Source organism: Bradyrhizobium nivariense, assembly GCF_029846695.2.
Lineage (GTDB): Bacteria > Pseudomonadota > Alphaproteobacteria > Rhizobiales > Xanthobacteraceae > Bradyrhizobium.
The window spans coordinates 63,966-86,691 of the sequence record NZ_JARWCR020000030.1; the positions used below are offsets into that span (position 1 = coordinate 63,966).

At 64.3% G+C, this 22,726-nt stretch carries 25 protein-coding genes and 2 pseudogenes; 13 read left to right on the top strand and 14 right to left on the bottom strand.

Annotated features, from left to right (window positions below; all coding sequences use genetic code 11):
* Nucleotides 1-76 precede the first annotated feature (76 nt).
* Nucleotides 77-379 (top strand): hypothetical protein, encoded by a 303-nt coding sequence (locus QCM77_RS23740; RefSeq protein WP_279663203.1) that lies wholly within the window; start codon nt 77-79, stop codon nt 377-379.
* A gap of 170 nt (nt 380-549) precedes the next feature.
* On the opposite strand, the gene QCM77_RS23745 is transcribed toward QCM77_RS23740, so the two are convergent.
* The gene (locus QCM77_RS23745; RefSeq protein WP_279663204.1) at nt 550-1,767 is read right to left on the bottom strand and encodes a hypothetical protein; all 1,218 of its coding nucleotides are present in this window, start codon (nt 1,765-1,767) and stop codon (nt 550-552) included.
* A gap of 71 nt (nt 1,768-1,838) precedes the next feature.
* Nucleotides 1,839-2,468: an NUDIX hydrolase gene (locus QCM77_RS23750; RefSeq protein ID WP_462675993.1), complete on the bottom strand. Its 630-nt coding sequence runs from the start codon at nt 2,466-2,468 to the stop codon at nt 1,839-1,841.
* Nucleotides 2,469-2,534: 66 nt separating this feature from the next.
* Here QCM77_RS23750 and QCM77_RS23755 point away from each other — a divergent pair, with 66 nt between their 5' ends.
* From QCM77_RS23755 to QCM77_RS23785, 7 genes are all read left to right on the top strand, one after another.
* Nucleotides 2,535-2,960, top strand: a complete 426-nt coding sequence (locus QCM77_RS23755) for a PaaI family thioesterase (protein ID WP_211398989.1) — start codon at nt 2,535-2,537, stop codon at nt 2,958-2,960.
* 341 nt (nt 2,961-3,301) lie between these two features.
* Nucleotides 3,302-4,324, top strand: coding sequence for an aldo/keto reductase (locus tag QCM77_RS23760; protein ID WP_279663207.1), 1,023 nt, complete (start codon nt 3,302-3,304; stop codon nt 4,322-4,324).
* Between the two features lie 15 nt (nt 4,325-4,339).
* Nucleotides 4,340-5,653, top strand: a complete 1,314-nt coding sequence (locus QCM77_RS23765) for a tetratricopeptide repeat protein (RefSeq protein ID WP_279685133.1) — start codon at nt 4,340-4,342, stop codon at nt 5,651-5,653.
* Between the two features lie 197 nt (nt 5,654-5,850).
* The gene (locus QCM77_RS23770; protein ID WP_279685134.1) at nt 5,851-6,444 is read left to right on the top strand and encodes a hypothetical protein; all 594 of its coding nucleotides are present in this window, start codon (nt 5,851-5,853) and stop codon (nt 6,442-6,444) included.
* Between the two features lie 79 nt (nt 6,445-6,523).
* On the top strand, nt 6,524-6,871 hold the full coding sequence (locus QCM77_RS23775) for a DUF3088 domain-containing protein (protein WP_279663210.1): 348 nt from the start codon (nt 6,524-6,526) through the stop codon (nt 6,869-6,871).
* 113 nt (nt 6,872-6,984) lie between these two features.
* A complete protein-coding gene (locus tag QCM77_RS23780; protein ID WP_279685135.1) occupies nt 6,985-7,554 on the top strand; it encodes a cysteine hydrolase family protein in 570 nt (189 codons plus the stop codon).
* 163 nt (nt 7,555-7,717) lie between these two features.
* Entirely contained in the window at nt 7,718-8,038 is a 321-nt protein-coding gene (locus QCM77_RS23785; protein ID WP_279663212.1) for a hypothetical protein, read from the top strand.
* 44 nt (nt 8,039-8,082) lie between these two features.
* Here the strand turns inward: QCM77_RS23785 and QCM77_RS23790 are convergent, their stop codons facing one another.
* The 4 genes from QCM77_RS23790 to QCM77_RS23805 all read right to left on the bottom strand — a co-directional run bounded on the left by QCM77_RS23790 (nt 8,083) and on the right by QCM77_RS23805 (nt 11,295).
* A complete protein-coding gene (locus tag QCM77_RS23790) occupies nt 8,083-9,354 on the bottom strand; it encodes a flavin monoamine oxidase family protein (protein ID WP_279685137.1) in 1,272 nt (423 codons plus the stop codon).
* A gap of 8 nt (nt 9,355-9,362) precedes the next feature.
* Nucleotides 9,363-10,073 carry a RibD family protein gene (locus QCM77_RS23795; protein WP_279685138.1) on the bottom strand — a complete coding sequence of 237 codons (711 nt, stop codon included), beginning with the start codon at nt 10,071-10,073 and terminating at the stop codon, nt 9,363-9,365.
* A 19-nt stretch (nt 10,074-10,092) separates the two neighbouring features.
* The gene (locus tag QCM77_RS23800) at nt 10,093-10,755 is read right to left on the bottom strand and encodes an FABP family protein (protein ID WP_279685139.1); all 663 of its coding nucleotides are present in this window, start codon (nt 10,753-10,755) and stop codon (nt 10,093-10,095) included.
* Nucleotides 10,756-10,905: 150 nt separating this feature from the next.
* A complete protein-coding gene (locus tag QCM77_RS23805; protein ID WP_511337208.1) occupies nt 10,906-11,295 on the bottom strand; it encodes an EAL domain-containing protein in 390 nt (129 codons plus the stop codon).
* Between the two features lie 28 nt (nt 11,296-11,323).
* On the opposite strand from QCM77_RS23805, the gene QCM77_RS23810 reads away from it, so the two are divergent.
* Nucleotides 11,324-11,569: a response regulator transcription factor gene (locus tag QCM77_RS23810; RefSeq protein ID WP_279685141.1), complete on the top strand. Its 246-nt coding sequence runs from the start codon at nt 11,324-11,326 to the stop codon at nt 11,567-11,569.
* A gap of 58 nt (nt 11,570-11,627) precedes the next feature.
* On the opposite strand, the gene QCM77_RS23815 is transcribed toward QCM77_RS23810, so the two are convergent.
* The 3 genes from QCM77_RS23815 to QCM77_RS23825 all read right to left on the bottom strand — a co-directional run bounded on the left by QCM77_RS23815 (nt 11,628) and on the right by QCM77_RS23825 (nt 16,002).
* Complete coding sequence (locus QCM77_RS23815) at nt 11,628-11,876, bottom strand: hypothetical protein (protein WP_279685142.1); 249 nt, start codon at nt 11,874-11,876, stop codon at nt 11,628-11,630.
* A 388-nt stretch (nt 11,877-12,264) separates the two neighbouring features.
* Nucleotides 12,265-14,976: a hypothetical protein gene (locus QCM77_RS23820; RefSeq protein ID WP_279685143.1), complete on the bottom strand. Its 2,712-nt coding sequence runs from the start codon at nt 14,974-14,976 to the stop codon at nt 12,265-12,267.
* A gap of 93 nt (nt 14,977-15,069) precedes the next feature.
* A complete protein-coding gene (locus tag QCM77_RS23825) occupies nt 15,070-16,002 on the bottom strand; it encodes an AraC family transcriptional regulator (RefSeq protein ID WP_279685166.1) in 933 nt (310 codons plus the stop codon).
* Between the two features lie 98 nt (nt 16,003-16,100).
* Here QCM77_RS23825 and QCM77_RS23830 point away from each other — a divergent pair, with 98 nt between their 5' ends.
* Nucleotides 16,101-16,892: an SDR family oxidoreductase gene (locus QCM77_RS23830; protein WP_279685144.1), complete on the top strand. Its 792-nt coding sequence runs from the start codon at nt 16,101-16,103 to the stop codon at nt 16,890-16,892.
* A gap of 434 nt (nt 16,893-17,326) precedes the next feature.
* Here QCM77_RS23830 and QCM77_RS23835 read toward each other — a convergent pair whose 3' ends face one another.
* Complete coding sequence (locus QCM77_RS23835) at nt 17,327-18,022, bottom strand: cytosine permease (RefSeq protein ID WP_279685146.1); 696 nt, start codon at nt 18,020-18,022, stop codon at nt 17,327-17,329.
* Nucleotides 17,941-18,795: a purine-cytosine permease family protein gene (locus QCM77_RS23840; RefSeq protein ID WP_279685147.1), complete on the bottom strand. Its 855-nt coding sequence runs from the start codon at nt 18,793-18,795 to the stop codon at nt 17,941-17,943. Before QCM77_RS23840 ends, QCM77_RS23835 begins: the two co-directional genes overlap by 82 nt.
* Before the next feature lie 309 nt (nt 18,796-19,104).
* Here QCM77_RS23840 and QCM77_RS23845 point away from each other — a divergent pair, with 309 nt between their 5' ends.
* Together QCM77_RS23845 and QCM77_RS23850 are read left to right on the top strand one after the other, a co-directional pair.
* Nucleotides 19,105-19,776: an FMN-dependent NADH-azoreductase gene (locus tag QCM77_RS23845; protein ID WP_279685148.1), complete on the top strand. Its 672-nt coding sequence runs from the start codon at nt 19,105-19,107 to the stop codon at nt 19,774-19,776.
* 36 nt (nt 19,777-19,812) lie between these two features.
* Complete coding sequence (locus QCM77_RS23850) at nt 19,813-20,697, top strand: polysaccharide deacetylase family protein (protein ID WP_279685149.1); 885 nt, start codon at nt 19,813-19,815, stop codon at nt 20,695-20,697.
* Here QCM77_RS23850 and QCM77_RS23855 read toward each other — a convergent pair.
* Nucleotides 20,678-20,887, bottom strand: coding sequence for a type 2 periplasmic-binding domain-containing protein (locus QCM77_RS23855; protein ID WP_279685168.1), 210 nt, complete (start codon nt 20,885-20,887; stop codon nt 20,678-20,680). The two genes, QCM77_RS23850 and QCM77_RS23855, sit on opposite strands and share 20 nt — an antisense overlap.
* A 79-nt stretch (nt 20,888-20,966) precedes the next feature.
* Nucleotides 20,967-21,311, bottom strand: a pseudogene (locus tag QCM77_RS23860) (DUF1989 domain-containing protein); the annotation flags it as partial.
* A gap of 99 nt (nt 21,312-21,410) precedes the next feature.
* Here QCM77_RS23860 and QCM77_RS23865 point away from each other — a divergent pair.
* Nucleotides 21,411-22,286, top strand: coding sequence for a LysR family transcriptional regulator (locus QCM77_RS23865; RefSeq protein ID WP_279685150.1), 876 nt, complete (start codon nt 21,411-21,413; stop codon nt 22,284-22,286).
* 193 nt (nt 22,287-22,479) lie between these two features.
* On the opposite strand, the pseudogene QCM77_RS23870 reads toward QCM77_RS23865, so the two are convergent.
* Nucleotides 22,480-22,710: pseudogene (locus QCM77_RS23870) on the bottom strand (transposase); the annotation flags it as partial.
* Between the last annotated feature and the right edge of the window lie 16 nt (nt 22,711-22,726).

The window sequence follows — 22,726 nt, forward strand, 5'->3', positions numbered from 1 at the left end:
GCTTTCGCAAATTGACCTGGAGGCACCGTTCGTGATTTGTTCAAGCGGGCGCCCCAATAGCGGGGAGGATGGCACGATGGCATTTTCAGCGAAGACATTTGCACTTGTAACGCTGCTGGGCGCGTTCGCGGCCCCTGCATTGGCGCAGACCGCAGCCACACCGTGGGAGCTCAAGCCCGACACCGGCTACGCCTATGACAAGGACGGCAAGACCTTTTCCTACAAGATGGGCACCAGCAATGCCGGCGAACTTCTGAAGGGCGCCAAGAAGGTGCCGAAGGGCACGCTGTTCTTCATCGGCCACAACGGCCAGCTCTACATGCGCAGCGGCCCGTACCTGGAAGGCGACGGCAAGTTCAAGTTCGGGTCGGATCAGTAGGGACGGCGGTCAGCTGGGCGACCGCGCCGCGGCGCACTCGGTGTCATCGTCCGCGCAGGCGGACGATCCAGTATTCCAGAGACGGCGTGCTTGAATCGAGAGGCCGCAGCGTACTGGATGCCCCGGTCAAGCCGGGGCATGACAGCGGAAGATGTTGGCAGGGCGAACGTCTAAAACGCCCCCGCCAGCTCCCGCGCGCCGGCATTGTTGCTATTGCTGTCCATCCGCGTATCCGTCACCGCCAGCAGCTTGGCCACCGTGTTGTGGCGGATCGCGACCGGGTTGCGCTCGTAGCCGCCGCGCTGGAAAAAGTTCGAGGTCGGCACCTGCTCGCGCATCGCCTGCGGCATCGTCACCATGTCGAGGCCGGTGCCGTCGCCGGTGAGGTTCATCATCTCGAGCTCGGCGGCCGTGAGCGGACGGCTATACCCCTTGGCGCGCGCGAACAGCACGGACGTCAGAAGCTTGTGGGTCTGCAGCATCGGGCCGACATCGACGTCGAGCACCATCGCATGCATGGCCCAGCCCTGCGCGGTGTTGCCGATCTTCTCGTGCTCCGACCAGGTGTCGGGCACCGACTTGGCATGCGCCACCATTTTCTTCAGAACAGAGAGCTTGAGCTCGAGCGACTGGCGCGCCGGTCCCGCGGTCCGCGCCACCTTGTCAGAGAGCGCGCGGATGAATTCATGGCCTTGCTCGGCGAGAAGCTCGACGCTGTTGGTGGTCAACAGTTGATTGTAGCCCATCGCGGTCGAGATCGCGCGTTTGCCGCCATGCTCGATTCCCGCCTGCACGTCGTAGCTGCCAGTGCCGCCGGTTTCGAACGCGTAGACCCGCACCGCCTGCTCGCGCGTCAGCCCCGAGGCCAGCGCGTAGCGTGCATAGACGCGCTTGAACTCGACCTCGCTGGACGGCCGCTGCGGCGTGAACTGGTAGAATTCCTGCGCCGCGCGCAGCAGATCGGCGACCACGGGGATCGGCTTTTTAGTCGGACGGTCCGGGGTTTCCTCCGGCTCCGGATTCACCGGCCGCTTCGGCCCGTTATAGAGCGGCGGATGCTCCAGCACGTAGTCCTCTAGCGTGAGCTGCTGCCCGCTGCGCCGCTTGGCGTTGCGGCCACGACGTTTCTCGGAGATCTGGCTCCAATAGGCGCCGGCCTCCTCGTCGAACGCCGCGCGCGCGGCCTGATATTCCCCGAGCTTGCGGCGATATTCGAGCACGGCCGGCGACGCCCCCGCGCTCTGCGCAAAGAACTGCGACAACAGCTGGGCTTTGGCATTGCTGACGGCCGGCGGCAGCGCGTCGGATTCGCCAGCGCGCGCGACGGGCGCGAGCAGGACGAACGCGAGTGGAACCAGTCTCACGGCATTTCGAATCGATCGATGCATGCTGCCCTTTTAGCAGGCATCCGGTAACCGTCACGTTAACGCGCCGTTTACCTCTTTTTTCGCCCCTTGCATCACTTCCAGGCGAACACCGGCTGTTCCAGCTCGGTGACGCGGGTGTGGCGTCCTGCCAGCACTTCGCGGAACTGGTAGATCAGCGCCGCCGTCGGTGCGTGGATCAAGCTCGACTGATGACGGAAGCGGATCACACGGCGCGTGCTCTCGGGGATCGCGACGAAATCGAAGGCCTCAGTGCGCTCGACCGTTGCAAGCGCAATGCGATGGACGGAGGCGACCTCGTCCGGGTTTGGTTTGATCGCGGCACTATCGGCGGCCCAGACCACGACCGGCGTGATCAGATAGCCGGAGCGGGTCGGATAATCGTCGAGCGTGCCGAGCACCTCTGCGCGGGTGAGGCGGAGGCCAAGCTCCTCGTCGAGTTCGCGCAGCGCCGCCTCGACCGGCGTCTCGCCGGCATCGCAGCGTCCGCCGGGCAAGGCCCATTGGCCGCGATGAGCGCGCAGATGCGATGCGCGCAGCGTGAGCAGCAACGCCGTGTCATCGCTCTCGCTGGCCACGGTCAGCGCAACTGCCACCGCGGCACGCTTCAACGCCGCCGGCGCTTCATCCTCCGGCAGTCGCGTGAAGGCCGCGCAGGCGGCGGCGATATTCCGCCGTGTGGCATCGTTGAACGGTCTCATGATGCTTGACTACACCACGTCCGGCCCCGATGAAATGAGATCGCAAGACCCGCGCAGGAAATGGACGACATGACCAACAAGACGGCCGCAAGGCTGAAAGCAGACGGCTGGACCATCCTGGAGACCACGGGCTTCATGCACCTGATCGGCCCATTGTGGGAGCGCAAGGTCGACGGCCATTACGAATTCGCACTCGCGACCGAGGACAAGCACCACAACCGCCGCGGCATGGTCCAGGGCGGCGTGATGATGACGTTCGCGGACCGCACTTGCGGCATGACCGCCCGCTACGTCTCCGGCAAGGAGTTCATGGCGACGGTGCAGCTCGACACCCATTTCGTCGAGGCCGGCCAGATCGGCGACATCCTGATCTCCCGCCCGCGCGTGGTGCGCTCGACGCGCAGCCTCGTCTTCATGAGCACCGAGGTCAGCGTGGACGACCGCTGCGTGGTGATGGCAAATGGCGTGTTCAAGATTTTGAAGGGGCCGGCGTAGGCTCCACACCCAACGTTGTCATTCCCCGCGACCCGGCTACGCCAAGGCTTCGCCGGGGTTCAGGTTCAGGGGCGCCGAAGCTTTAGCGAAGGCGGCAGGCGGGGAATCCAGTACGCTGCGACTTCTCCGCTCAATCACGACCGTCTCGGCGTTCTGGATCGCCCGCCTTCGCGGGCGATGACACCGAGTGTGGGGCACAAGCGTCCCTCCACCGCGTCATTGCGAGCGCAGCGAAGCAAATCCAGACTGCCGCCGCGGACGCATCGCTGGATTGCTTTGCTGCGCTCGCAATGACGGAGTTAGCTGGATATGCTGGTCGCTCAGCAAGCAGAGGACAGCCCATGCAATATCGCCAACTCGGCCGCAGCGGCCTGAAAGTGTCGCCGATCTGTTTGGGCACCATGATGTTCGGCGGGCCGACCGATGAAGCCGCCTCAAAGCGCATCATCGCGAAGGCGCACGAGGCCGGGATCAATTTCATCGACACCGCGGACGCCTATTCGAAGGGTGCATCCGAAGAGGTCGTGGGACGCGCGATCGGCAACGACCGTCACGCCTGGGTGCTCGCCACGAAACTTGCGAACCCCATGAACAATGATGTGGGTGACGATCCCAATCGCGTCGGCCTGTCGCGGCGCTGGGTGTTGCAGGCGGCGGATGAGAGCCTGAAGCGGCTCGGCACCGATCACATCGACATCTACTATCTGCACAAGGAAGACCACGCGACGCCGCTGGAGGAGACGGTGCGCGCGATGGGTGACCTGATCCGCGCGGGCAAGGTGCGCTATTTCGGCGTCTCGAACTACCGCGCCTGGCGCGTCGCCGAAATCTGCAACATCTGCGACCGGCTCGGGATCGATCGGCCTGCGGTAAGCCAGCCCTATTACAACGCCATGAACCGCATGCCCGAAGTCGAGCATTTTCCGGCCTGCTCCTATTACGGCCTTGGCATCGTGCCCTACAGCCCCTTGGCGCGCGGCGTCCTCACCGGCAAGTACAAGCCCGACGCAGCGCCGGACAAGGAGACGCGCGCGGGCCGCAACGACACCCGCATGATGCAGACGGAGTGGCGGCCGGAATCGCTTCAGCTCGCGCAGGAGATCAAGGCCCACGCCGAGAAAAAGGGCATCACCGCCGGCCAGTTCGCGGTCGCCTGGGTGCTGAACTCCGCCTTCGTCTCCTCGATCGTCGCCGGCCCGCGCACCGAGGAGCAATGGGACGGTTACATCGGCGCGCTCGACTACCGTTTCACTGCGGAGGACGAGGCGCTGATCGACAGACTGGTCGTGCCGGGTCATCCCTCGACGCCGGGCTACAACGACCCGGCCTATCCGATCGAAGGACGTCGCGCGCGGACGGCTTGAATCGCGGAGACGACGATGGCGCTTCACGACCGCTACGGCCTGCCGCTCTCCACCACCTCACATGAAGCGGCAAACGATTATCGCGACGGCGTGGACCTCATGCTCGCGGGCTGGACCGGCGCGGCGGAGGCGCTGGAGCGCGCGGTTGCGGCCGATCCCGATTTTGCGCTGGCTCATATTGCGCGGGGGCGGCTGCACGCGTTCTATCAGCAGGGCGATCTTGCGCGAAAGCAAGCGGCGCTCGCGCGCCAGCTCGTCGCAACCCGCGGCACGGAGCGCGAGCGCTCACATGTCGAAGCGCTGGCGCTCGCGATCGAGGGACGCCTGCCCGAAGCACTCGTCGCAACGCTCAAGCACATCGACATTTGGCCGCGCGATGCATTGGTGCTGTCGCTGCCGCTCGGCGCGTTCGGCCTGTTCGCCTTCTCCGGCATGGCCGATCACGACCGCGCGCGGCACGAGCTGTGCGAGCGCGTCGCGCATCACTATGGTGAGGATTGGTGGTTCCTCACCATGTACGGCTGGGCGATGACCGAGAACGGCAACGTCAGTCGCGGCCGCGGCGTCACCGAGCGCGGCTTCGACCTGCGCCGTCAGAATGCCCATGCCGCGCACGCCGTGCTGCATGCGATGTTCGAGGACGGTTCGATCGACGCAGCAGACCGGCTCGTCGACGACTGGATCCCCTCTTACGACCGCGCCGGAATTTTACACGGCCACATCCGCTGGCATCAGGCGCTCGGCGCGCTGGAGCATGGCGATGCCGCGCGGGCGTTTACGATCTATGCCGACGTGCTGCAGCCAAAGGCCACACAGGCGCCGCCGCTGAACGTCGTCACCGACGGCGCCTCACTGCTCTGGCGCCTGTCGGCTTACGGCCACGCCGTGCCGAGAGCGCTCTGGGTCGAAGGCGATGCCACCGCGCAAAAGCTGTTTCCGAAATCGAGCCTGCCCTTCGCCGACGTCCACATGGCGCTGTTCGCGGCGGCGACGCACAATCGCGAGGCGCTCGCCACGCGTCTTGCCGTGATCGAGCAGCGGCTCGCCGACGGCAAGCTGCCGGCCGGTGCCGTGGTGCCGGCGGTCTGCCGCGCGCTGGCAGCCTTTGCGGACGAGGATTACGCGGCATCCGCGCAAATGCTCGCGCCGGTTCTCGGCGAGGTCGTGCGCATCGGCGGCAGCCACGCCCAGCGCGAGTTGATCGAGGACACCTTTATCGTCGCCCTGATGCGCAGCGGCGAGCTGCCCCGCGCCCGCGCCCTGCTCGATGCCCGCCTGCACCGCCGCCCATCCTTGCGCGATACGCGCTGGCAGGCGGCGATGGGGTAGCTCTGCCACGAAAAAAACACTGGCCTGGCGGCAACTGGCGGCCGGGAATGGGTTGGGCGATATGCGCGAATCGCCGTTGGGGTGGCGCGGTGGTATTCCAGGCGGATTCGACAGGACAAACGGGATCGCAACCAATTTGCGGTTCGATGGTTATCGGACGGAACTTTTCCGTGGTTCCCTGGCATGTGAGCCTCTCGATGCGCCTCTGCCGACCCGTCCTCGCTGCTGCCGCCCTCGTCGCCACCTTCGTCCCCTTGGCAAGCCCTTGTTTTGCCGAGTCTTCCGCGCCGATCCCCGTCAACAATCCGCCCGGACAGCAGAACGCCTTTGTCGACCTGCTGGCGCTGATGTCCGGCCACTGCAAGACGCTGAAGGTCGCCGGCCGCACCTTCGGCTGCAAGACGGTGGCCTACGCCCACGGCGACCGGGGCCGGGTCAATTTCGCGGTCGCGGTCGACGATCCCTCCGACGACAATCACGTCGTGTCGTTCTCCGGTGAAAACGGCAAGCGCGCCGACGACAATTCCTACGAGCTGCCGATCGACCGTATGCTGCTCAACTCCAAGGACCGGCCCAAGGTGGACGGGCTGCCGGTGCCGGCCGAGCAGACCTCCACCGGCCTCTGCCGCCAGACCGGCAATTTCGCCGCCAAGAAGGTGACTGATGTCACCTGCTCTGCCACCGACAGCGAGGGCCGCCGCTACGAACTGCTGTTCGTTTCCGACGGCAGGCCGGTGAGCGTGCGTCGTATCAGGCAGTCGGCGCCATCGATCCAGGATCCGTTCAAGTAGCGGCATCCCCATCCTGGCGGAAGCCGGCCGCCGGACATCAGTCATTGTGTATGATCGCGGCCATGATTCGGAGCGACCCATGATGCGCGACCGCCTGTTTCTGCTGCGTCCCGGTTTCGGGGATCCGGCCTTTCCGGGCCGCCATTTCTATTGCTGGCATTGCGCGTTGATCGAAGGCGTGCTGGTCTCGTTTCCGCAGCTCGCCGAGACGCTCGACGTCGAGCGCATCGCGTGGCCGCGCCCACGGCAGCCGGTGATCGCGCTGGTCGGCGAGGAGAACCAGTCGCTGCCGCTGCTCGTGCTGGCGATTGGAGCGACCTCGCCGCACCAGACCGGCAGCCATCATGGCCGCGCGTTCATTGCCGACAAGGACGCAATCCTCGCCGCACTCTCCGAACGCCACGGTTTCCCCGATCCGCATCCGTGAGGATGAGAGCGCGTAGCCCGCAATGGCGTCGCAAAACGAGGGAAGATTGACATTGCGCGTTGTCCTCTTCGCCTCGCATGGTCGGCGCAGCAAGCATCTGAAAGCCGCTCCTCATGCCTCGCCCTCTCCCTGCCCTCATCGTCGTCGACGTCCAGTGCGCGTTCGACCAATGGGAGGCGGCGGGTAAGCGGCGCAACAATCCGGATGCGCTGGCGCGCATCGTCGATCTCCTGAAGGCATTCAGAACGAGCGGCGCGCCGATCTTCCACATTCGTCATGAGGGCACCAAACCGTCCTCCTCATTTCTGCCGACGAGCTCCGGCTATGCCGTCAAGGACGAGGCGCGCGAGCAGCCGGGCGAGATCGTGATCGTCAAGCGCGTCAACAGCGCCTTCATCGGCACCGATCTGGAAAAGCGCCTGCGCGCAGGCAACATCGGCACGCTCGTCATCTGCGGCGCCACCACCAATCATTGCGTCGAGACGACGACGCGGATGGCCGGCAATCTCGGCTTCGACGCGCAGCTGGTGCGCGATGCGACCTGGACGTTCGAGCGGGTCGGACCGGATGGCGACAAGCATTCCGCCGAGGAGATCCATGCGATGACGCTGTCGAATCTCAACGGCGAATTCGCACGCATCGTCACCACCGATGACGTGATTGCGTCATTCGCGGCAGAGTGATGGCAGAGCTGCGATCAACGCCGGTGATGCGACAATAAATCTCACGACACGCACGCATTCGCGACTCGGATGCCGATGAAACTGCGTCGTTTCGACGCCCGCACTGGCCGGAACGCGCAGCATGCCCATCTGTTGTCACACGACATTCAACTGGAGTGATGACATGAAGTATCTCTTTGTCGCGATGGCCGTCGGTGCTGCGGCGCTTGCCGGCGGCTCGGCGGCGAACGCGGCCAATCATTCGAGCGCGAAACAGAACGCGCCAGCCGGCCAGTCGACCGATATCAGCGCGCAGTACAGGCACCACCATCATGGCCAGCGCCATCACTGGCGTCCTCACCATCATCATGGCTTTCATCGTCCGCACTACCGCAGCTACGGCTATTATCCGCGGCATCACGGTTATTACGGCGGTGGACCGTACGGATCTTACGGCGGCGGCGGTCCCGGCGTGACATTCGGCTTCGGCGGCAGCCGCTGGTAAGACGAAAGGCCCGCGGGATGCGGGCCTTTTTCTTGCTCGGCAGCCTATCCCCGCAAGATCATCCCCGCCGTCTCCTGACCGCTCGCCAGCGCCGCCTCGACTGTGCCCATGTCGGCTCCGCGATAGAGCGCCTCGCCGGAGAACAGCACCGGACCGTCGGCGCGCGCGAGGATCGTTTGCGCCTCGCGCGTTCGCGGCGTTGCCCAGGAATAGGCGCCGCGGGCGAAGGGATCGTGCGCCCAGTTGGTCGCAGCGGCCGCGACGAGTTCGCGCGCGAGGTCCTCGCGCGACAGGTCGAAGACGGTAGCAAGCGAATCGAGCCCGGCATCGATCAGCGCTTGCCGGTCGAGGTGCGACAGCGCTGCCGTGCGCGGGCCGCCGAACCAGCCGGTGAGCACGGGATGCCGGTCGGGATATTGCGTCCACCACACCGGGATGGTCTGGTCGGACAAAAGGAAGGTCATGTCTGCGAGCTCTTCCTTGCGCTCGCGCCACCATGGCCGCGAGAAGCGCAGCAGGATTTTTATCACATTGCCGAAGCCGATGTCGTCGGCAGACGCGGCCTTCGCGCGCGAGCTCTCCGGAAGCGCGATCTCGCGCAGCAACGGCAACGGAACAGTGAGGATCACGCGATCGCAGCCATGCACGTCGCCGCCGACGCAGCGAACGGCGATCGCGCCGCGCTCCTCCTCGATCGCCGACACCACGCAGCCGAAGCGAAACGCCACGCCAAGCCTGCGGCACTGGGCCGTCAGGAAGTCGATCAGCACACCATAGCCGCCCTTGATGCGCGCCTGCGGAGAGTGCCCGCCATCCATCCATTCCTCGCGCAGCGCCAGCGTGGAGGCGCGCTCGGGGTCGGCCGCGTCGTAGCCCTCGACCATCCGCTCGATCGAATGGCGCAGCCGTGCGTACTCATTCCCGGCAAAATGCCGGCGCAGGAAATCGGCGACGGTGAGGTCGTCCTTCAAGTCCCGAAGCACGGCCTGCAGCTCAGCCTCATGCGGATCGTCGCGATCCACGTGCACGATGTCTGCGCCGTCAAAGCTCCACTGCTGGCCTTCGATTTCCTGAAGGGATAGCCCGGCCTCACGCAGCAAAGCGCGCGTGACCGGCGCCTCGCCGTGGACGAATTCGGCGCCGCCATCGGCGGGGTAGCCGAACTCCGAAGTAGACATCGGATGGATGCGGCCGCCGCAGCGCTCGCGCGCCTCCAGGATCGTCACTGTCCTGCCGGCGCGCGCCAGCTCGCGCGCCGCCATCAGGCCGGCCGCGCCGGCTCCGACGATGACGATATGCTCTGATTGTCCCGGCATGCCGATGCTTACGTGCCCGCAGCCTGCAGGTCGTTCTGGATCAGATAGCGCAGCAGCAGGACGCCGCCGCCGAGATCCCGCGTGCTCTCCAGCGTCATCGCAGTCAGCGGTGCACGCCGGTCGCCGTCTGCTTCCGTCGAATCGAACACGAAGGGTGCGCCCTTCGCACCATCGATCGCAGGGCTGAGGATCAGATTGAATTCGTCGATAAGACCGGCGCGCAGGAATGCGCCGTTGGCGACGCCGCCGCCCTCGACCAGCAAGCGCTTCACGCCAAGCTCGCGATTGAGAATGTCCAGCGTCAGCGCCAGGTCGATCTCGGACTTGCCGGCAAAGATATAGGACACGCCCTCGCCGCGGAGCCCAACGAGATGCGAATCGGAGACGCTCTCGGTCAGCACGACGACGATCGGATCGCCGCCGATATCGGAGCGGCCCCAGCCGATCTTGCCCTGCGCATCGAGCACGACGCCATAGGTTTTCGCGTCGCGCCGCGCGAACCAGTTTTCGCGCGGAAATTTCGTATCCGTCGTCGTGGGATAGGGCTTGCCCTTGGCGAACTCCGAGCCGGTGACGCGGCCGATCACCCAGGCATCGCCACCGAGCTCGTCATGGACCTTCTCGAACCAGTCCGTCCCTGCCCCCTTCGGACGCCAGCGGCTCGGATGCGTGCGGCCATCCAGGCTGGAGTGCATCAGACAGATGACGTAAGGCTTCATGCGTATCTCCGGGCGAAATTCAGGCGGCCGGCCCATTTCCCTTGGCGCGATCGTTCACGATCACGGCGAGCGGATTGAGCTTTGGCGGCGCGACGAGCTGGACCGTGTTGGTGTCGCGATGGTTGAACGGCGCGCCGCGTACGAACAACTCGGTCTGGATCAGATAGGTCCAGCTGCCGTCGTCGTTGAAGGTGATGTCGCAGCGGTAAGCGTCGGTGCGGAAGGCTTGTTCCAGAAAATCAGTCGAGCAGATCCCGTAAGCGGTGTCGCCGCGCTTCGCGGTGACGGATATCTCTTTGTCGTCGGGCCCGGCCTTGCCCGACGCCAGCAGCACCTGCCCGCGCGGGATCGCCAGCGTCTGCATGATCAACCCGGTCGCGGGCTCCCACAACCAGTAGCCGACCTGGTCGTGAAAGGTGATGTCTTCCTCGGGCGTGTTGATGTGGATGTGATAGCGCAGCCCATAGAGCAGCTGCGGCCCGTTGGCCTGCGGATCGATCGGGTCCATCCGGATGCGCTCGATGAAGGTCCGCCGCTCCGGCCCCTCCGCCTTCGGATTGATGTCGATACCCTTGTCGGCCTGCCAGACGCCGGCGAGACGGCGGAGCGGGCCAAGATTGGCAAGGCCGTCGGGCGAGACATCCTCGGGCTCGGTGAAGATATCGGCGGGAAGGGGGAGCATGGGTTGTCCTCGCGGAAGTTGCGGGAACAGCCATAGCACGGACGGACGGCGCGTGAATTCAACTCATGCCTGCGGCAAACGCTGGAGGCATTCGAGCCATGCGATGGTGCCCGTTGCATCCGCCGCCGGCCGCGCGGGCGTCGAGACGCCTCACGCCACCGCCTGCCGTCTCCGCCGCGGGGCGAGGCCTTGCCATGACAGGTCGGCCAGAGGCACGGGCTTGCTGAAGAAAAAGCCCTGGCCGAGCGGAATCGCGAGCGAATGGAGCCGTCTGACCTGTTCGGAGGTCTCGACACCCTCGGCGACGATCGTGAGCTTCAAGGTCTTCGCAAGCTGCACGATGGATTTCAGCACGGCGACGGTCTCGCAGCGGTCAATCCTGTCGATGAAGGATTTGTCGATCTTGACCTTGTCGAACGGAAAGGCCGTCAGATAGGACAATGACGAGTAACCGACACCGAAGTCGTCAAGCGCGATGACGCTCGGGCAAAAAGGCATCGGCATCCCGATCCCACGCCAGGGCAGTGATCCTCTCGTCATCCACGTTCTGCCGCTGCGACGCAGCCACATGCGATCCGGTCTGATCCAGAGGGCCGCCGCCGCCTTGTTCGTGACGTCAGCCTCCGCGCCGCCGCGATTGCCTCACGATGCGCTCAACCAGCTCTATGACCTGACGCCGGCCGAGATTCGCATCTTCGAGCTCATCTGCGAGGGACACACGCGAGACGCGATCTCGAGTTTGCTCGGCGTTTCCGTCAGCACCGTGAAGAGCCACCTCATTCACGTCTTCGAAAAGACGGGCTGCCGGCGCTAGGTCGATCTGGTGAGGCTCGCGAAGTCGCTGACGTTTCCGGTGTGACCGAAGACCGCCCTCAAGCCGCTTCCGACAGTGATCTCGCACGCTGCTCGAGCATGCCGATCGTCGAGACCAGATTGTCGCGTCGCGCGCGAAGATTAAGCGCAAGAAGCGGGTATGTCGGCTGAAGCACGTCAAACACCCCTGCTCTAGCCTCTTCCTCGAGAATGTCGGTGTTGATGAGCCGAACGCGCCACCACAAATCGGCGACCAACGCATCGAGCTTGAGTTCGCCAGTAGCACCAGAACGGGACACTTCTTGCATCGCTTGCCTCAATCTGAAACGGCCTCTCTTCCAAGGCCAGACTTTGGCCCTGACTGAGCAAGCAGAGTGCCAGCAATGGGCGGGCGCGATCTGGTTCCGGAATTAAACTCGGGGCTGCGCGAGCAGGCCGTTGCGGTGGGCCCACCTCGACGTCGGCTGACCACCGATGTTCCGGCTACCAGCGGGGGTTAGCGGATGTGCAGTGGGGTGATTTCGCTGCCGTCTTTCGACCTACACAAAGGCTTGCGATTCCGGCGAACAAGCTGGTCTGATCGCACTGAAGCGATCGGACCTGCCGGTTCGATCGCGCATCGCGTGCATCGTCCCCGCACTTCCGTAATTCCGAGGCCCCTGAGCTGGACCCCGCCGAACGGCCATTGAGCCGTGGCTAGCTGAATCTCCCTTCCGGATCCGTGTAATGATACGTGTAGGTGCCGTTGTTCATGTCCGCATAGGTCTGAAATTCCAGCACCACGTAGACGATCTTCCATGCGCCCGAGCCGGGATCGAGATTGTTCGGAAGAGACGCATTGGGGTTCACCGTCGTGGCGTTCTTGTTGCCGTAGGTGAGCAGTTCCCGCACCCAGTAGCCCGGGCTCAGTCCGGACGCATCGCCGGGCCGCGGATCGGGCAGCAGGAACAGCGCGAAGCGGTAGGACGCAATCACGTTATTTTCCCAGTTCGGGTCGATCGCCTGCTTCGCGCTGTCCGGCACCGTGCCCCAGTTCGGCGGCCCCCACGGCGGGCTTGTGGCGAATGGCTGGAGCGAAACGCCCCACTGCGCGGTCTGCGTGTCGGTCGTCGTGCTCGAATAGCCGCCCGATCCCCCGATCATGATGCTGCCCGAAGTCTCGATACCGCCGAGCAGCGGCACCCCCTCATGGTCGTCCCAGTAGCAGCCAAGCTCGAGCGACGCCTCGACATTCCAGGAGCCGCTATTCATGGAGGTCTTTAGCGCCGTGAAGGCGGCGCCGGTCACTCCGCCGAGGGACCAGGAGAAATCCAGATACTTCTGCGATGGCCCGCCGGCGGCCGCCCCGAAGTCGAACGCGGCCGGCCAGATCACGTCGCCGAAATAGTCTGTGATCGCGTTGTTGGTCAGCGCCGCCATCGTGGCGTTGATGCCGCAGGGCGTGAGGTCCGGGCGCGCCCCATCGATCGTATAGGTCATGAGATCCCCGGGCGTGACCAGGAACGGCACGTAGTCGTGTCCGTCGGACTGGCCGACGGTCGCACTGGTCGCTGCGAAGATCGGCGCCTGCGGGGCTGAGGCCGAGCTCGCGACGTTCTGAGTGCCGTCTGTGATCAAATTGTTCTGTGCGTCGAAAAACTGCAGGTTGGTGATCGAGATCGTGGACGGCGCCGCGAACACCGTGCCGTACGGGATGATGCCCAGCCCGATCATTGTCTCATACGTGACGCTCGCGGTCGCAGGCTGCTGGAGCGGCACCGAGAGGGTGCTCGAGGTCGAGGTCGACCACGTCCTGGCGTAGCCGCCGGAAACCGACGCATCCCAGGCGATGCCGGCTTCACCGCCCTCGCCGAGCGATTCGACGCCGGCCGAGACTCCGATCTGTCCGTTGGTCGTGATACTCGCGCCCACGTTCCAATCTTGCTGGCCTTGGCTGCTCGTACCTTGCGTCGCTCCGTATATGACCGAGCCGAGATCGTTGGTCGTGCCTTCGAACTGCCAGCCGATGATGTTCGCGTTTGGAACCGGGTACGGTCCCTCGATGATTCCGGTGACCGCGACGGTGGGCCCGTAAGTCGGTATGTTTAGCGAGATGTTGGCATAGTTCGCGATCAACGTGACTGTACCGAACGGCTGCACCTGCGCCACCGTCGTCTCGCCGTAGAACAATAGCTGCAGCAGCGGAAACGAGGTGGTCGTCATCTTCCCGGTGTTGTTCGCGTTCGCCGTCGGTTCCGACTGTGATCCATTGCCGGTGTCGACGATGAACATCATGCTGGCGGGCGTGCTCGTGTCGGCCGAAGAGGCCGGCAGCGTGTACTGGCTCGCATAGGCGAGCGGTTCGTAGGTCGAGAACACCTCGATGAGCAGTGCTTTCTCGAGATTCTTCTCGTCGGTGACCGACGATCCGCAGGCGATGATGCGGCCCGCAGGATCGGGCAGGATCGTGAGGGGGGATTGGGTGGCGGCCGCGCTCGACCATGCGAGCGCGGGCGGCCCTGCGGCCGGCGAGCCGTTGGCGTCGAGCGGGCAGATCACCGCGACCTGGAACTGGGTTTTGTCGGACCCCTTCGCGTCGGCCATGGTGAGGGTCAGGAACATCACCAGGTTCAGCGCCAGATCGTTGCTGCTGGTGTTGGTGCCGGCGCCGCTGACCTGCGGGGTGACCGCGAGGCTGATCAAATTGTCGAGACTCACGCCCGAGCGGCCGGCAACCGCAGGGAGCAGTGCGCCGATTTCCGCTGCGCTCAGCGCCATCGAGGTGTCATTGCGCGCGGGCCAGGTTCCGAACGTGCCCGCGTTCGTGACGACGGTGTTTTTCGGCAACTGGTCGGCCACGTAATAGACCCCGACCGTCGCGAAATCCATGAGCTTGCCGGTTTCGATCGGAGTCGGCTGCACGGTTCCCACCAGGAACGCCTGCGATCCCAGAGAGATCGCGCTGATGGATGCCCCGGCCGGCAAAGGAATGCCGAGGCCGTTTTCGTCACACAGCACGAAGCCGGCGAGCCAGTTCGGTGCCGGCGCGCTGGAGCTTCCCGTCGGTGGTGTGACCTCGTTCAGCCACGTCACCATGACGCCGGCACTCGAATCCTTCCACAAGTTCGACTGAATCCAGAACAAATAGAGCGCCGGGGTCGCGCCGGACTGCAGCGCAAGCGCGCACGCGCCCACGCTCTTCGGCTCAAAGCCGTTCGCCAGCTTGAGCTGGCTGTTCGACCACAATTCCTTGTTGCCAAGACTGGAGGCGGTGAAGCCCGATCCGGTCGTGTACAGCGATTGCTGGAGGTCGGAACTGTCGTCGAAGCCGACGACGAAGATGTTCGCGCCGAACAACGTGACCGCATTGCCCTGCGGCCGCGACCCGAAGCCAAGCTGAATTTCCGGATTTTGCGCAGGGGTCGCCATTCACACACCTCTTCCTCAACAGAAGCCTATCCTGTTGCCGGAGAGATTACAGGCTAAGGTTGTGACAATTTAAAGTCGTGACGACGTAGCGGGTTATTTCGCTGGCACGGCGGGTAGATGGCGTCCATTTGGCCGCATCCGACCATACCGGGCCGGCGGCACACCCGCGTGGCGGGCGAAAGCGACGCTGAAGGTGCTCGCAGAGCTGTAGCCCACGCGCTCGGCAATTTGATCTATGCCGAGCTCATGCCGAGAAAGCAGGCGCTTGGCCAGCGCCATGCGCCAGGCCAGCAGATATGCCATCGGCGGCATGCCCACGGTGCGACTGAAACGGACGAAGAAAGCCGAGCGCGACAAAGCGGCTTCGGCAGCGAGTTCTGCTACCGTCCAAGGGTATTCCGGGCGCGCATGGAGGGCGCGCAGCGCGGCCGCCAGGCGTTCGTCGGCAAGACCTCGGGCCAGACCCGGCGCTGATGCGGTCTCACCGCCGCATCGCAGGGCTTCGATCAGCAGCACCTCAAGCAGCCGCTCGAGTACGAGTTCGCGTGCCGGACGTCGCGCGCGGGTCTCCTCGCCGACCAACTGCATCAGCGTCGCGAGCCGGGGCTCTCCGCGCACGAATACCACCTGCGGCAGCAGCGGTACGAGCAGTTCCGCATCCGGCGAACCAAAGCTGCAGTGTCCGATCCGCATCACGAGCTCCGCGGGTCCGTCTTCGCGGCCGACGCGAAAACGGCCCTCCCCGACCTGAATCGGCGCCGCGGTCACTTCTTCCGGTGGTGCGTCCAGGCTTTCATTGATGAGGTCGTGCATGGCCGGGACCAGCACGAAATCGCCGGACTGCAACGTCATGGGCGGCTGCCCGTCCACCGTCACGCGGCAGCGCCCCTCCAGCACCGCGCAGTAGAATGGCTCGCCGGTCGATTTGCGATGGATCTTCCACGAGCCGGCGCACTCCACCAGCTTGGAGAAGCGGGCGGCCGGCTGGAGCAGTGTGACGACCTCGGCGAGAGGATCAACGGTTATTGCAGGACTATCGCCAAAGAATTGCATACTATCAGCGATAGCAAGTCCTGCGTACTTAATCTATCTCCAGTTTGGTTCCAACGCCTCTGGAGTGTCTCATGCCCACTGTCCTCATCACCGGCTGCTCGTCTGGCTTCGGTCTGGAAACCGCACGGCTGTTTCTCGATCGCGGCTGGGACGTCGTGGCGACCATGCGTGTGCCCGATGCCGAGGTCCTGCCACCTTCCGATCGTCTGCGCATCCTGCCGCTCGATATCACCGACGCCGCGAGCGTCGCCCGAGCTATCGCCGAGGCCGGGCCGATCGACGTTCTGGTCAACAATGCCGGCTTCGGCGTGCCGTCGCCGATCGAACTGACCGCGCCGGAGACGGTGCGCGCATTGTTCGAGACCAATACGCTGGGCACGTTCGCGATGGTTCGGGCGGTGCTTCCGGCGTTCCGCCAGCGCCGGGCGGGCGTGATCATCAACATCACCTCGTCGGTCACGCTCAAGCCGCTGCCGCTCGTCGGCCTATATCGGGCGAGCAAGGCGGCGGTGAACGCCTTCACCGAGTCGCTGGCGGTGGAAGTTGCGCCCTTCGGCGTGCGCGTGCATCTGGTCCTGCCGGGGCGCGCACCCGAGACGCGCTTCGGCGAAAATGCGTTTCCGCACCTGCGCGGCCGCGACAATCCCGACTATGCGCCGATGATCGAGCGCATCGTGGCGAGCATCCATGACAACACGGGTCCGATGACCCGTTCATCTGAGGTCGCCGAAGCGATCTGGCGGGTCGCGAACGATCCGTCTGCACCACTGCGCATTGCAGCCGGTGCCGATGCCGAGGCATGGATGGCGGAGGCGGGGCTGAGCCTCCCAAATACCTTCGCGGAGGATCTGCCGCGTCCCTAGCGAACCCTAGGAGAGAAATCCGCGAGCGCCCGCCGCACCAATCATCCAGCGAACGCAACCGCACAAGATCGTGCTCGAGCGTGGAGAAGCGTAGATTTGGTGCCCAGGGAGGGAATCATACGCAACCACCGACACGACGAACCGCTATTTGTCCTTAATATAGTGGCGTGAGCGCATGGCCGGCAAATGGCGCGAGCCTATGAGGTGGCTCACGCCGCTAGCCTAAAGCATGATCCGGAAAAGTGCGAAGCGGTTTTCCGAAAAGATCATGCTCAAACAACAACCTAAAGCGCGATGATGATTCATCCTCATCTCATCGCGCTTTAGTGGGGCAACACCCGTTCGCGGAACAGGGCGTGACATGGCCACTGCCTGAACCTCGGCGAAGCGCCCAGCAAGACCGCCGTGCGGGGGCTCATCGCTGATCGGGATGCCTAGACCTGCGAGAGCGAGGTGGGCGCGGCATCGACCGACGCCGCATCCGCAGACCGCAAGTAGTTGCCTGACGCGAACGGACGTCCGAACAGACGATGCAGCATGAGATAGCTTGCGCCGGCGACACCCATGCCGGCGAGCCAGGACAGATCGAGCCCACCGGTCGCCAGAGCCAGCGGCCCCTGCATGGCCGCAATTGTGCCCATCTGGAACGCCCAGGCCGCCACCAGCCCGACCGCGAAGGCGATGAGGCCCGGCCAGTTCACGCTGCCATCGCGGTCCGGAGCCGCGTACAGCGTCGCGACATCGATCCGTCCGCGTCGAACCAGATAAAAATCCGTGAGCGTGACGCCGGCCCACGGACTGATCCAAACGATCAGGGCGACCATGAAGTTGTCGAAAGCATGCGCGAAGTCACCCGATTGCAGGAACGCATAGAGGATGGCGCAGGCGATCACGCCCGAGATCACCGAGATGATCCAGCGCGGCAAGCGCAGATCGAGCGTGAGGCTCGACAGCGCAGCCGAGTAGATGACGACGATGTTGGTAGCGACCGGGCCGTGCAGGAGCACCAGGAGCACCGGCAGCGCCATGACGTCGAAAGCAGCGATGATCAGCTTCGACGGATCGGATCCCGCGCCGGCGGACGCGATCGCCGCGCCCAGGAAGGCGAGCCAGACCGTCGGCAGGAACATGCCGAGGAATGTCGCGCGGAACACTTTGCCGGTGCCGAGCGAGGCTTGGTGAAGCGCGTGTAGTCCGAGGCGTAGGTGAGCCACGAGATACCCCAGCCGATGCCGATCGCCGTCATCAATTGCGTAACCGCGGCGACGGCCGCCATGCCACTCACGGTCGGGGACTGCCACTTGATATCGACGCGCAGGAACGCGAGCGCGGTCATGACAGTCATGATGAAGAGGATGACCGGCATAGTGTAGCGCTCGAAGACCTTGATGGCGTTGAAGCCCCAGGCCGCGATCCCGACCTGCAGCACCATGACCAGCACCGCGATCATGTATTTGACTTCGAGACCGCCACTGAACCCCATCCGCTCGAGCGCGGCCATACAGAGATCAAGCACGATCCAGGTGTTGATCGCGACCCATCCCATCGGCATCAGCACTTGCGCCAGCGCCGGCAGGTAGGCGCCACAGCGGCCGAACGCCAGGCGGCCAAGCACCATTTGCGGCACACCGGTGCGGTGCCCCATCAGGCAGAAGGCCGCAAATAGCGCCGCGCCGAGCAGATTGCCGATCAGGACCACGGCGAGCGTTTGTAGAAGGCTCAGGCCGAGCTGGATGCCGAACGCGCCAAGCACCCAGTTGATCGGCGCGACGTTTGCTCCGGTCCAGATCCAGAACTGGTCAAACGGTGACGACGTTCGGTGCGCCGCCGGCACCGGCCCAATTCCATGCGCGTCGAAACCGGCCTCATCGAACGCCGCACCTTGTGTCTGCTTGGCCAACATGTTGCTCCCCTGTCCGGCGCATCGGTTTCGGCCGGGATGGGGCATCTCAGCAAGATCAGGCCTCGAGCGGTAATGAGAATTGCTCAAGCGGGGTAGACGAAAGGTCGAGAGTGAAGCGTGCCCGGAGGTTCGTAGACGTTCGATCGGGAAAACTGTGGTCGGTCGCACCGGATCCTTCGTCATGGTGTGGCGGCGGTTCACCGTTGAGGAATTCTCAACCCACCTGACGAATTCATCAATCGCACCGGGCGCTGCCCTCGCACATCGTGCGGCGGACGCATGGATACTCCATCAGCCGAGGTTTTACGGATGACGACACTTCTGCATATCGACGCCAGTCCGCGCGGCGACCGTTCGGTTAGCCGAAAGCTTTCGAAGGCCTTTGTCGACCAATGGCTGGCGCACGAACCCGGCGCCACCGTCATCGCCCGCGACATCGGACATAATCCGCCGCCCTTCATCACGGAAGCGTGGGTGGCCGCGGCGTTCACCGCGATCGACGAGCGCACGCCCGCTCAACACGACGAGCTCCGCCTCTCCGATACGTTGATCGACGAACTCGCGCGCGCCGACGTTATCGTCATCGGCGCGCCGATGCACAATTACGGCATGCCATCGGCCCTAAAATCGTGGTTCGACAAGGTGATCCGCATCGGCAAGACCTTTACCTTCGACCTTGCCCGCGGCGATTATCCGCTCGAGCCGATCATGAGCGGCAAGACGCTGGCGGTACTGAGCTCGCGGGGTGAGTTCGGATTCGGGCCCGGCGGTGTGCGGGAGCACATGAATCATCTCGAGACCCACATCTTCACCTGCGCGCATTATCTCGGCGTGCGGGAGAGCCATCTGATCGCCATCGACTATCAGGAGTTCAACGACGAACGCCACCGGCAGTCCGTCGACGACGCCTTTGCTGCGATCCCCGTCCTGGTCCGGCAGTGTCTCGGGATTGACGGTCCTGCTAGGGTGGCGGCCGAATGATCAACCGCGACCGCCTCACGGCAAGAGGATAGTCTCATGATCCGCAACCCCATCCCCTGGCCGAACGGGGCGCGTTGCGCCTGTGCGATCACGTTCGACGTCGATGCCGACAGCCTGATCCACATCGCCCGGCCGAACGACTCGTTCGACCGACTCTATCCGATCTCGATGGGACGATACGGGCCGACAGTCGGCGTGCCGCGCATCCTTGAGACCTATCGCCGCCTCAGCCTCAAGCAGTCGTTCTTCATGCCTGCCTGGACCATGCAGCGCTATCCCGACGCGGTGGAAGCGATCCTCAAGGACGGGCACGAGATCGGCCATCACGGCTATCTTCACGAGGACCCGACCACGATATCCGGCGCCGAGCAGCGCGCGGCGTTCGAGCGCGCTCTCGAGGTGCATGTTGCGATGACCGGACGCAAGCCGCGCGGGTATCGCGCGCCGGTCTACAACGCCAACCAGGCCACCATCGACCTCTTGATCGAGCACGGTTTTGTCTACGACTCGTCGCTGATGGCCGACGACGTTCCGTATTTGATGCGCACGGCGCGCGGATCGCTGTACGAGATGCCGCCGCACTGGGGATCGGACGATTGGCCGCCGTTCGCCCACTACGCGGAGATCGGCTACATGATGCCGGTCAAATCGCCGAGCGAAGGCCTGGCGGCATCGTTCGAGGAGTTCGAGGCTGCGTATGAAGCCGGCGGATTCTGGATGGGGATCTGGCATCCGTTCCTGACCGGCAGGCTGGCCCGCTGGCGCGCCGCCGAGCGCTGGCTCGAAAAGGTCGTCGCTGAACGCAAGGTGTGGTTCGCGCCGCTTGAAGCCATTGCCGCCCACATCGATGGCCTGGTTACCTCCGGCAGCTATCAGATCCGGGTCGAGACGCTGCCCTACTTCACGCAGCCCGTGTCATGAGTGGTGGCGAGGCGGCGCGAAACGTCGCCGCCTCGCCGCTCAGCCAGTCGACGAACGCCGCGACGGATTTGCGCCGCGCGGCACCGTTCGCTTCCACCAGGCGGAAGGCGAAGCCGGGAAGTGCCGGCCCGTCGACCCGGCGGAGCGTTCCCTCGCGCAACTGATCGTCGACCAGCGCATCGCTGCACAACAGAGGCCCAAGGTGTCACCGCGGCCGACACGCCGACTGCCTCAAGCGCCGATGCCAGGTTTTGCGTGCAGTTATCGTGATGGCCGACGACGCCGAGTTGGCGATAGCGATGGATGTCGCAGGCGGCGATGAGCGTGTCATGGATTCCGGGCGTTGTGTCGGCGACGAGGGTAAGGATCGCGCGGCGCCGGTTCGTCGTCAGCGTATCGCCGACCCTGGGAATGAGCCGCAGCATCGCGGCGCGGCTGTGCTCCATGGACATGAATTCGCTGGTGTCGCCGGCATTGAACGCCCAAGTGTCGACCACCTGCTTGCCGTGGGTATTGACGACGGTCACGGTCTCACCGGCCGGGAGGCGTACCGCCACGCCATGCCGGGCCGGAATCAGCTGGGCGCCGGTGAGATCGAGGGTTGCAGCATTCACGTGAGGTCTCCTTCAACCGTTTCGGCATTGGAGCACTCCCGCGCATGCAATTCTAATAATATTAGTTGCATCCATTATAGCTTATTCATATGGTCGGACATGCGCTTGAGGCAGCTCGAATGCTTTCGCGCCCTGATGCTCCACGGCACCATGACCAGGGCGGCCGAACTGCTCGGCATATCGCAGCCTGGGATCAGCACGATGATCGCGGGCCTCGAGCACGAAACCGGGCTGACCCTGTTCTTGCGCCGCGGCGGGCGCCTGCAGCCGACGCCGGAAGCCAAATTGTTCTACGTCGAGGCGGCGCGCGCGCTCGAAGCCGTCGAGAATGCATCGCGTGTGGCCGCGGAGATCCGATCCGGGCGGCGCGGACATCTTGCGATCACGGCCTATCCAAGCATTTCCATCAGTCTGTTGCCGCGCTTGCTGTCGCAGTTCGCCACCAACCGGCCCGAGTTGCAGATGAAGATCATCACCCGGAATTCCGCGACGGTGCGGGAATTGATGTCGACGCAGCAGTTCGATCTCGCGATCGCCGAGCTGCCGCTCGATTATCCGACCTCGCATATGGAGGTGTTCTCATACGAATGCCTGTGCATGCTGCCGAAGACGCATCCGTTGGCGAAGCTCAAGCAGATCACGCCGGATGATCTCGATGGCGTCCCGTTCATCACTTTGTTTCGCGGCGATCCGGTCTACCAGCAGCTTGCGTCCGCCTTCTCCGAATACGGAGCGCGCTGGAACGTGGTGGCGGAGACCGAGTTCTTCTCGACCGCGTGCCAGCTGGTCGCAGAGGGCCGCGGCGTCGGCATCGTCGATCCGGTGGTGAGTCGCCCCTTCACCGAGGGTCTCGTCACCCGTCCGTTCAAGCCGAAGATCCATTACCAGATCGCGATCCTGTCCCCCACGCATGAAGCCCTCTCGCAGGTGGCGCAGGACTTCATCGGGCTGTTGCGGAGCGCACTGCAGGGATAGGACGGCGTCCGCGAACCATCCTTCAACGCGCGCGTCGCTAGCGAACGCAATCGTGCAAGATCGTGCTCAAGCGTGGAAAAGCGTGAGTTGTGGTGCGCCATTCAGAATAAAGCCAAAAACTCGTATGCTATTGAAATAACTATATAATTTTAGCACCAACGCCTGAACCGCGTGCGCGGATCTCATCTTGGCCTGGCCGTAACAGCAGTCTGCCTTCCAGCAGGTCCTTCAAGGCCGCATTGTCCATCGCGTCGGCCAGCAACTGCTTCAGCCGCGCATTCTCGTCCTCCAGCGTCTTTAGCCGCTCGGCCTCCGACACCTCCATCCCGTCGAGCTTCGCTTTTCATTTGTAGATGCTGGCGTCGCTGACGCCATGCTTGCGGCAGATCGGCGACGGAAACGTCGGCTCATGCTCATTCAAAATTCAGATGATCGGCTCT

What these genes read in the sequence shown, in the direction of transcription:
- QCM77_RS23755 (WP_211398989.1), top strand. Translation starts at nt 2,535, where the DNA reads ATGACCAACAAGACGGCCGCAAGGCTGAAAGCAGACGGCTGGACCATC.
- QCM77_RS23830 (WP_279685144.1), top strand. Translation starts at nt 16,101, where the DNA reads ATGCCCACTGTCCTCATCACCGGCTGCTCGTCTGGCTTCGGTCTGGAA.
- QCM77_RS23805 (WP_511337208.1), bottom strand. Translation starts at nt 11,295, where the DNA reads ATGACGAGAGGATCACTGCCCTGGCGTGGGATCGGGATGCCGATGCCT.
- QCM77_RS23815 (WP_279685142.1), bottom strand. Translation starts at nt 11,876, where the DNA reads ATGCAAGAAGTGTCCCGTTCTGGTGCTACTGGCGAACTCAAGCTCGAT.
- QCM77_RS23835 (WP_279685146.1), bottom strand. Translation starts at nt 18,022, where the DNA reads ATGTTCCTGCCGACGGTCTGGCTCGCCTTCCTGGGCGCGGCGATCGCG.
- QCM77_RS23820 (WP_279685143.1), bottom strand. Translation starts at nt 14,976, where the DNA reads ATGGCGACCCCTGCGCAAAATCCGGAAATTCAGCTTGGCTTCGGGTCG.
- QCM77_RS23795 (WP_279685138.1), bottom strand. Translation starts at nt 10,073, where the DNA reads ATGAAGCCTTACGTCATCTGTCTGATGCACTCCAGCCTGGATGGCCGC.
- QCM77_RS23850 (WP_279685149.1), top strand. Translation starts at nt 19,813, where the DNA reads ATGATCCGCAACCCCATCCCCTGGCCGAACGGGGCGCGTTGCGCCTGT.
- QCM77_RS23790 (WP_279685137.1), bottom strand. Translation starts at nt 9,354, where the DNA reads ATGCCGGGACAATCAGAGCATATCGTCATCGTCGGAGCCGGCGCGGCC.
- QCM77_RS23740 (WP_279663203.1), top strand. Translation starts at nt 77, where the DNA reads ATGGCATTTTCAGCGAAGACATTTGCACTTGTAACGCTGCTGGGCGCG.
- QCM77_RS23760 (WP_279663207.1), top strand. Translation starts at nt 3,302, where the DNA reads ATGCAATATCGCCAACTCGGCCGCAGCGGCCTGAAAGTGTCGCCGATC.
- QCM77_RS23770 (WP_279685134.1), top strand. Translation starts at nt 5,851, where the DNA reads ATGCGCCTCTGCCGACCCGTCCTCGCTGCTGCCGCCCTCGTCGCCACC.
- QCM77_RS23865 (WP_279685150.1), top strand. Translation starts at nt 21,411, where the DNA reads ATGCGCTTGAGGCAGCTCGAATGCTTTCGCGCCCTGATGCTCCACGGC.
- QCM77_RS23765 (WP_279685133.1), top strand. Translation starts at nt 4,340, where the DNA reads ATGGCGCTTCACGACCGCTACGGCCTGCCGCTCTCCACCACCTCACAT.
- QCM77_RS23845 (WP_279685148.1), top strand. Translation starts at nt 19,105, where the DNA reads ATGACGACACTTCTGCATATCGACGCCAGTCCGCGCGGCGACCGTTCG.
- QCM77_RS23800 (WP_279685139.1), bottom strand. Translation starts at nt 10,755, where the DNA reads ATGCTCCCCCTTCCCGCCGATATCTTCACCGAGCCCGAGGATGTCTCG.
- QCM77_RS23840 (WP_279685147.1), bottom strand. Translation starts at nt 18,795, where the DNA reads ATGTTGGCCAAGCAGACACAAGGTGCGGCGTTCGATGAGGCCGGTTTC.
- QCM77_RS23780 (WP_279685135.1), top strand. Translation starts at nt 6,985, where the DNA reads ATGCCTCGCCCTCTCCCTGCCCTCATCGTCGTCGACGTCCAGTGCGCG.
- QCM77_RS23745 (WP_279663204.1), bottom strand. Translation starts at nt 1,767, where the DNA reads ATGCATCGATCGATTCGAAATGCCGTGAGACTGGTTCCACTCGCGTTC.
- QCM77_RS23775 (WP_279663210.1), top strand. Translation starts at nt 6,524, where the DNA reads ATGATGCGCGACCGCCTGTTTCTGCTGCGTCCCGGTTTCGGGGATCCG.
- QCM77_RS23785 (WP_279663212.1), top strand. Translation starts at nt 7,718, where the DNA reads ATGAAGTATCTCTTTGTCGCGATGGCCGTCGGTGCTGCGGCGCTTGCC.
- QCM77_RS23810 (WP_279685141.1), top strand. Translation starts at nt 11,324, where the DNA reads ATGCGATCCGGTCTGATCCAGAGGGCCGCCGCCGCCTTGTTCGTGACG.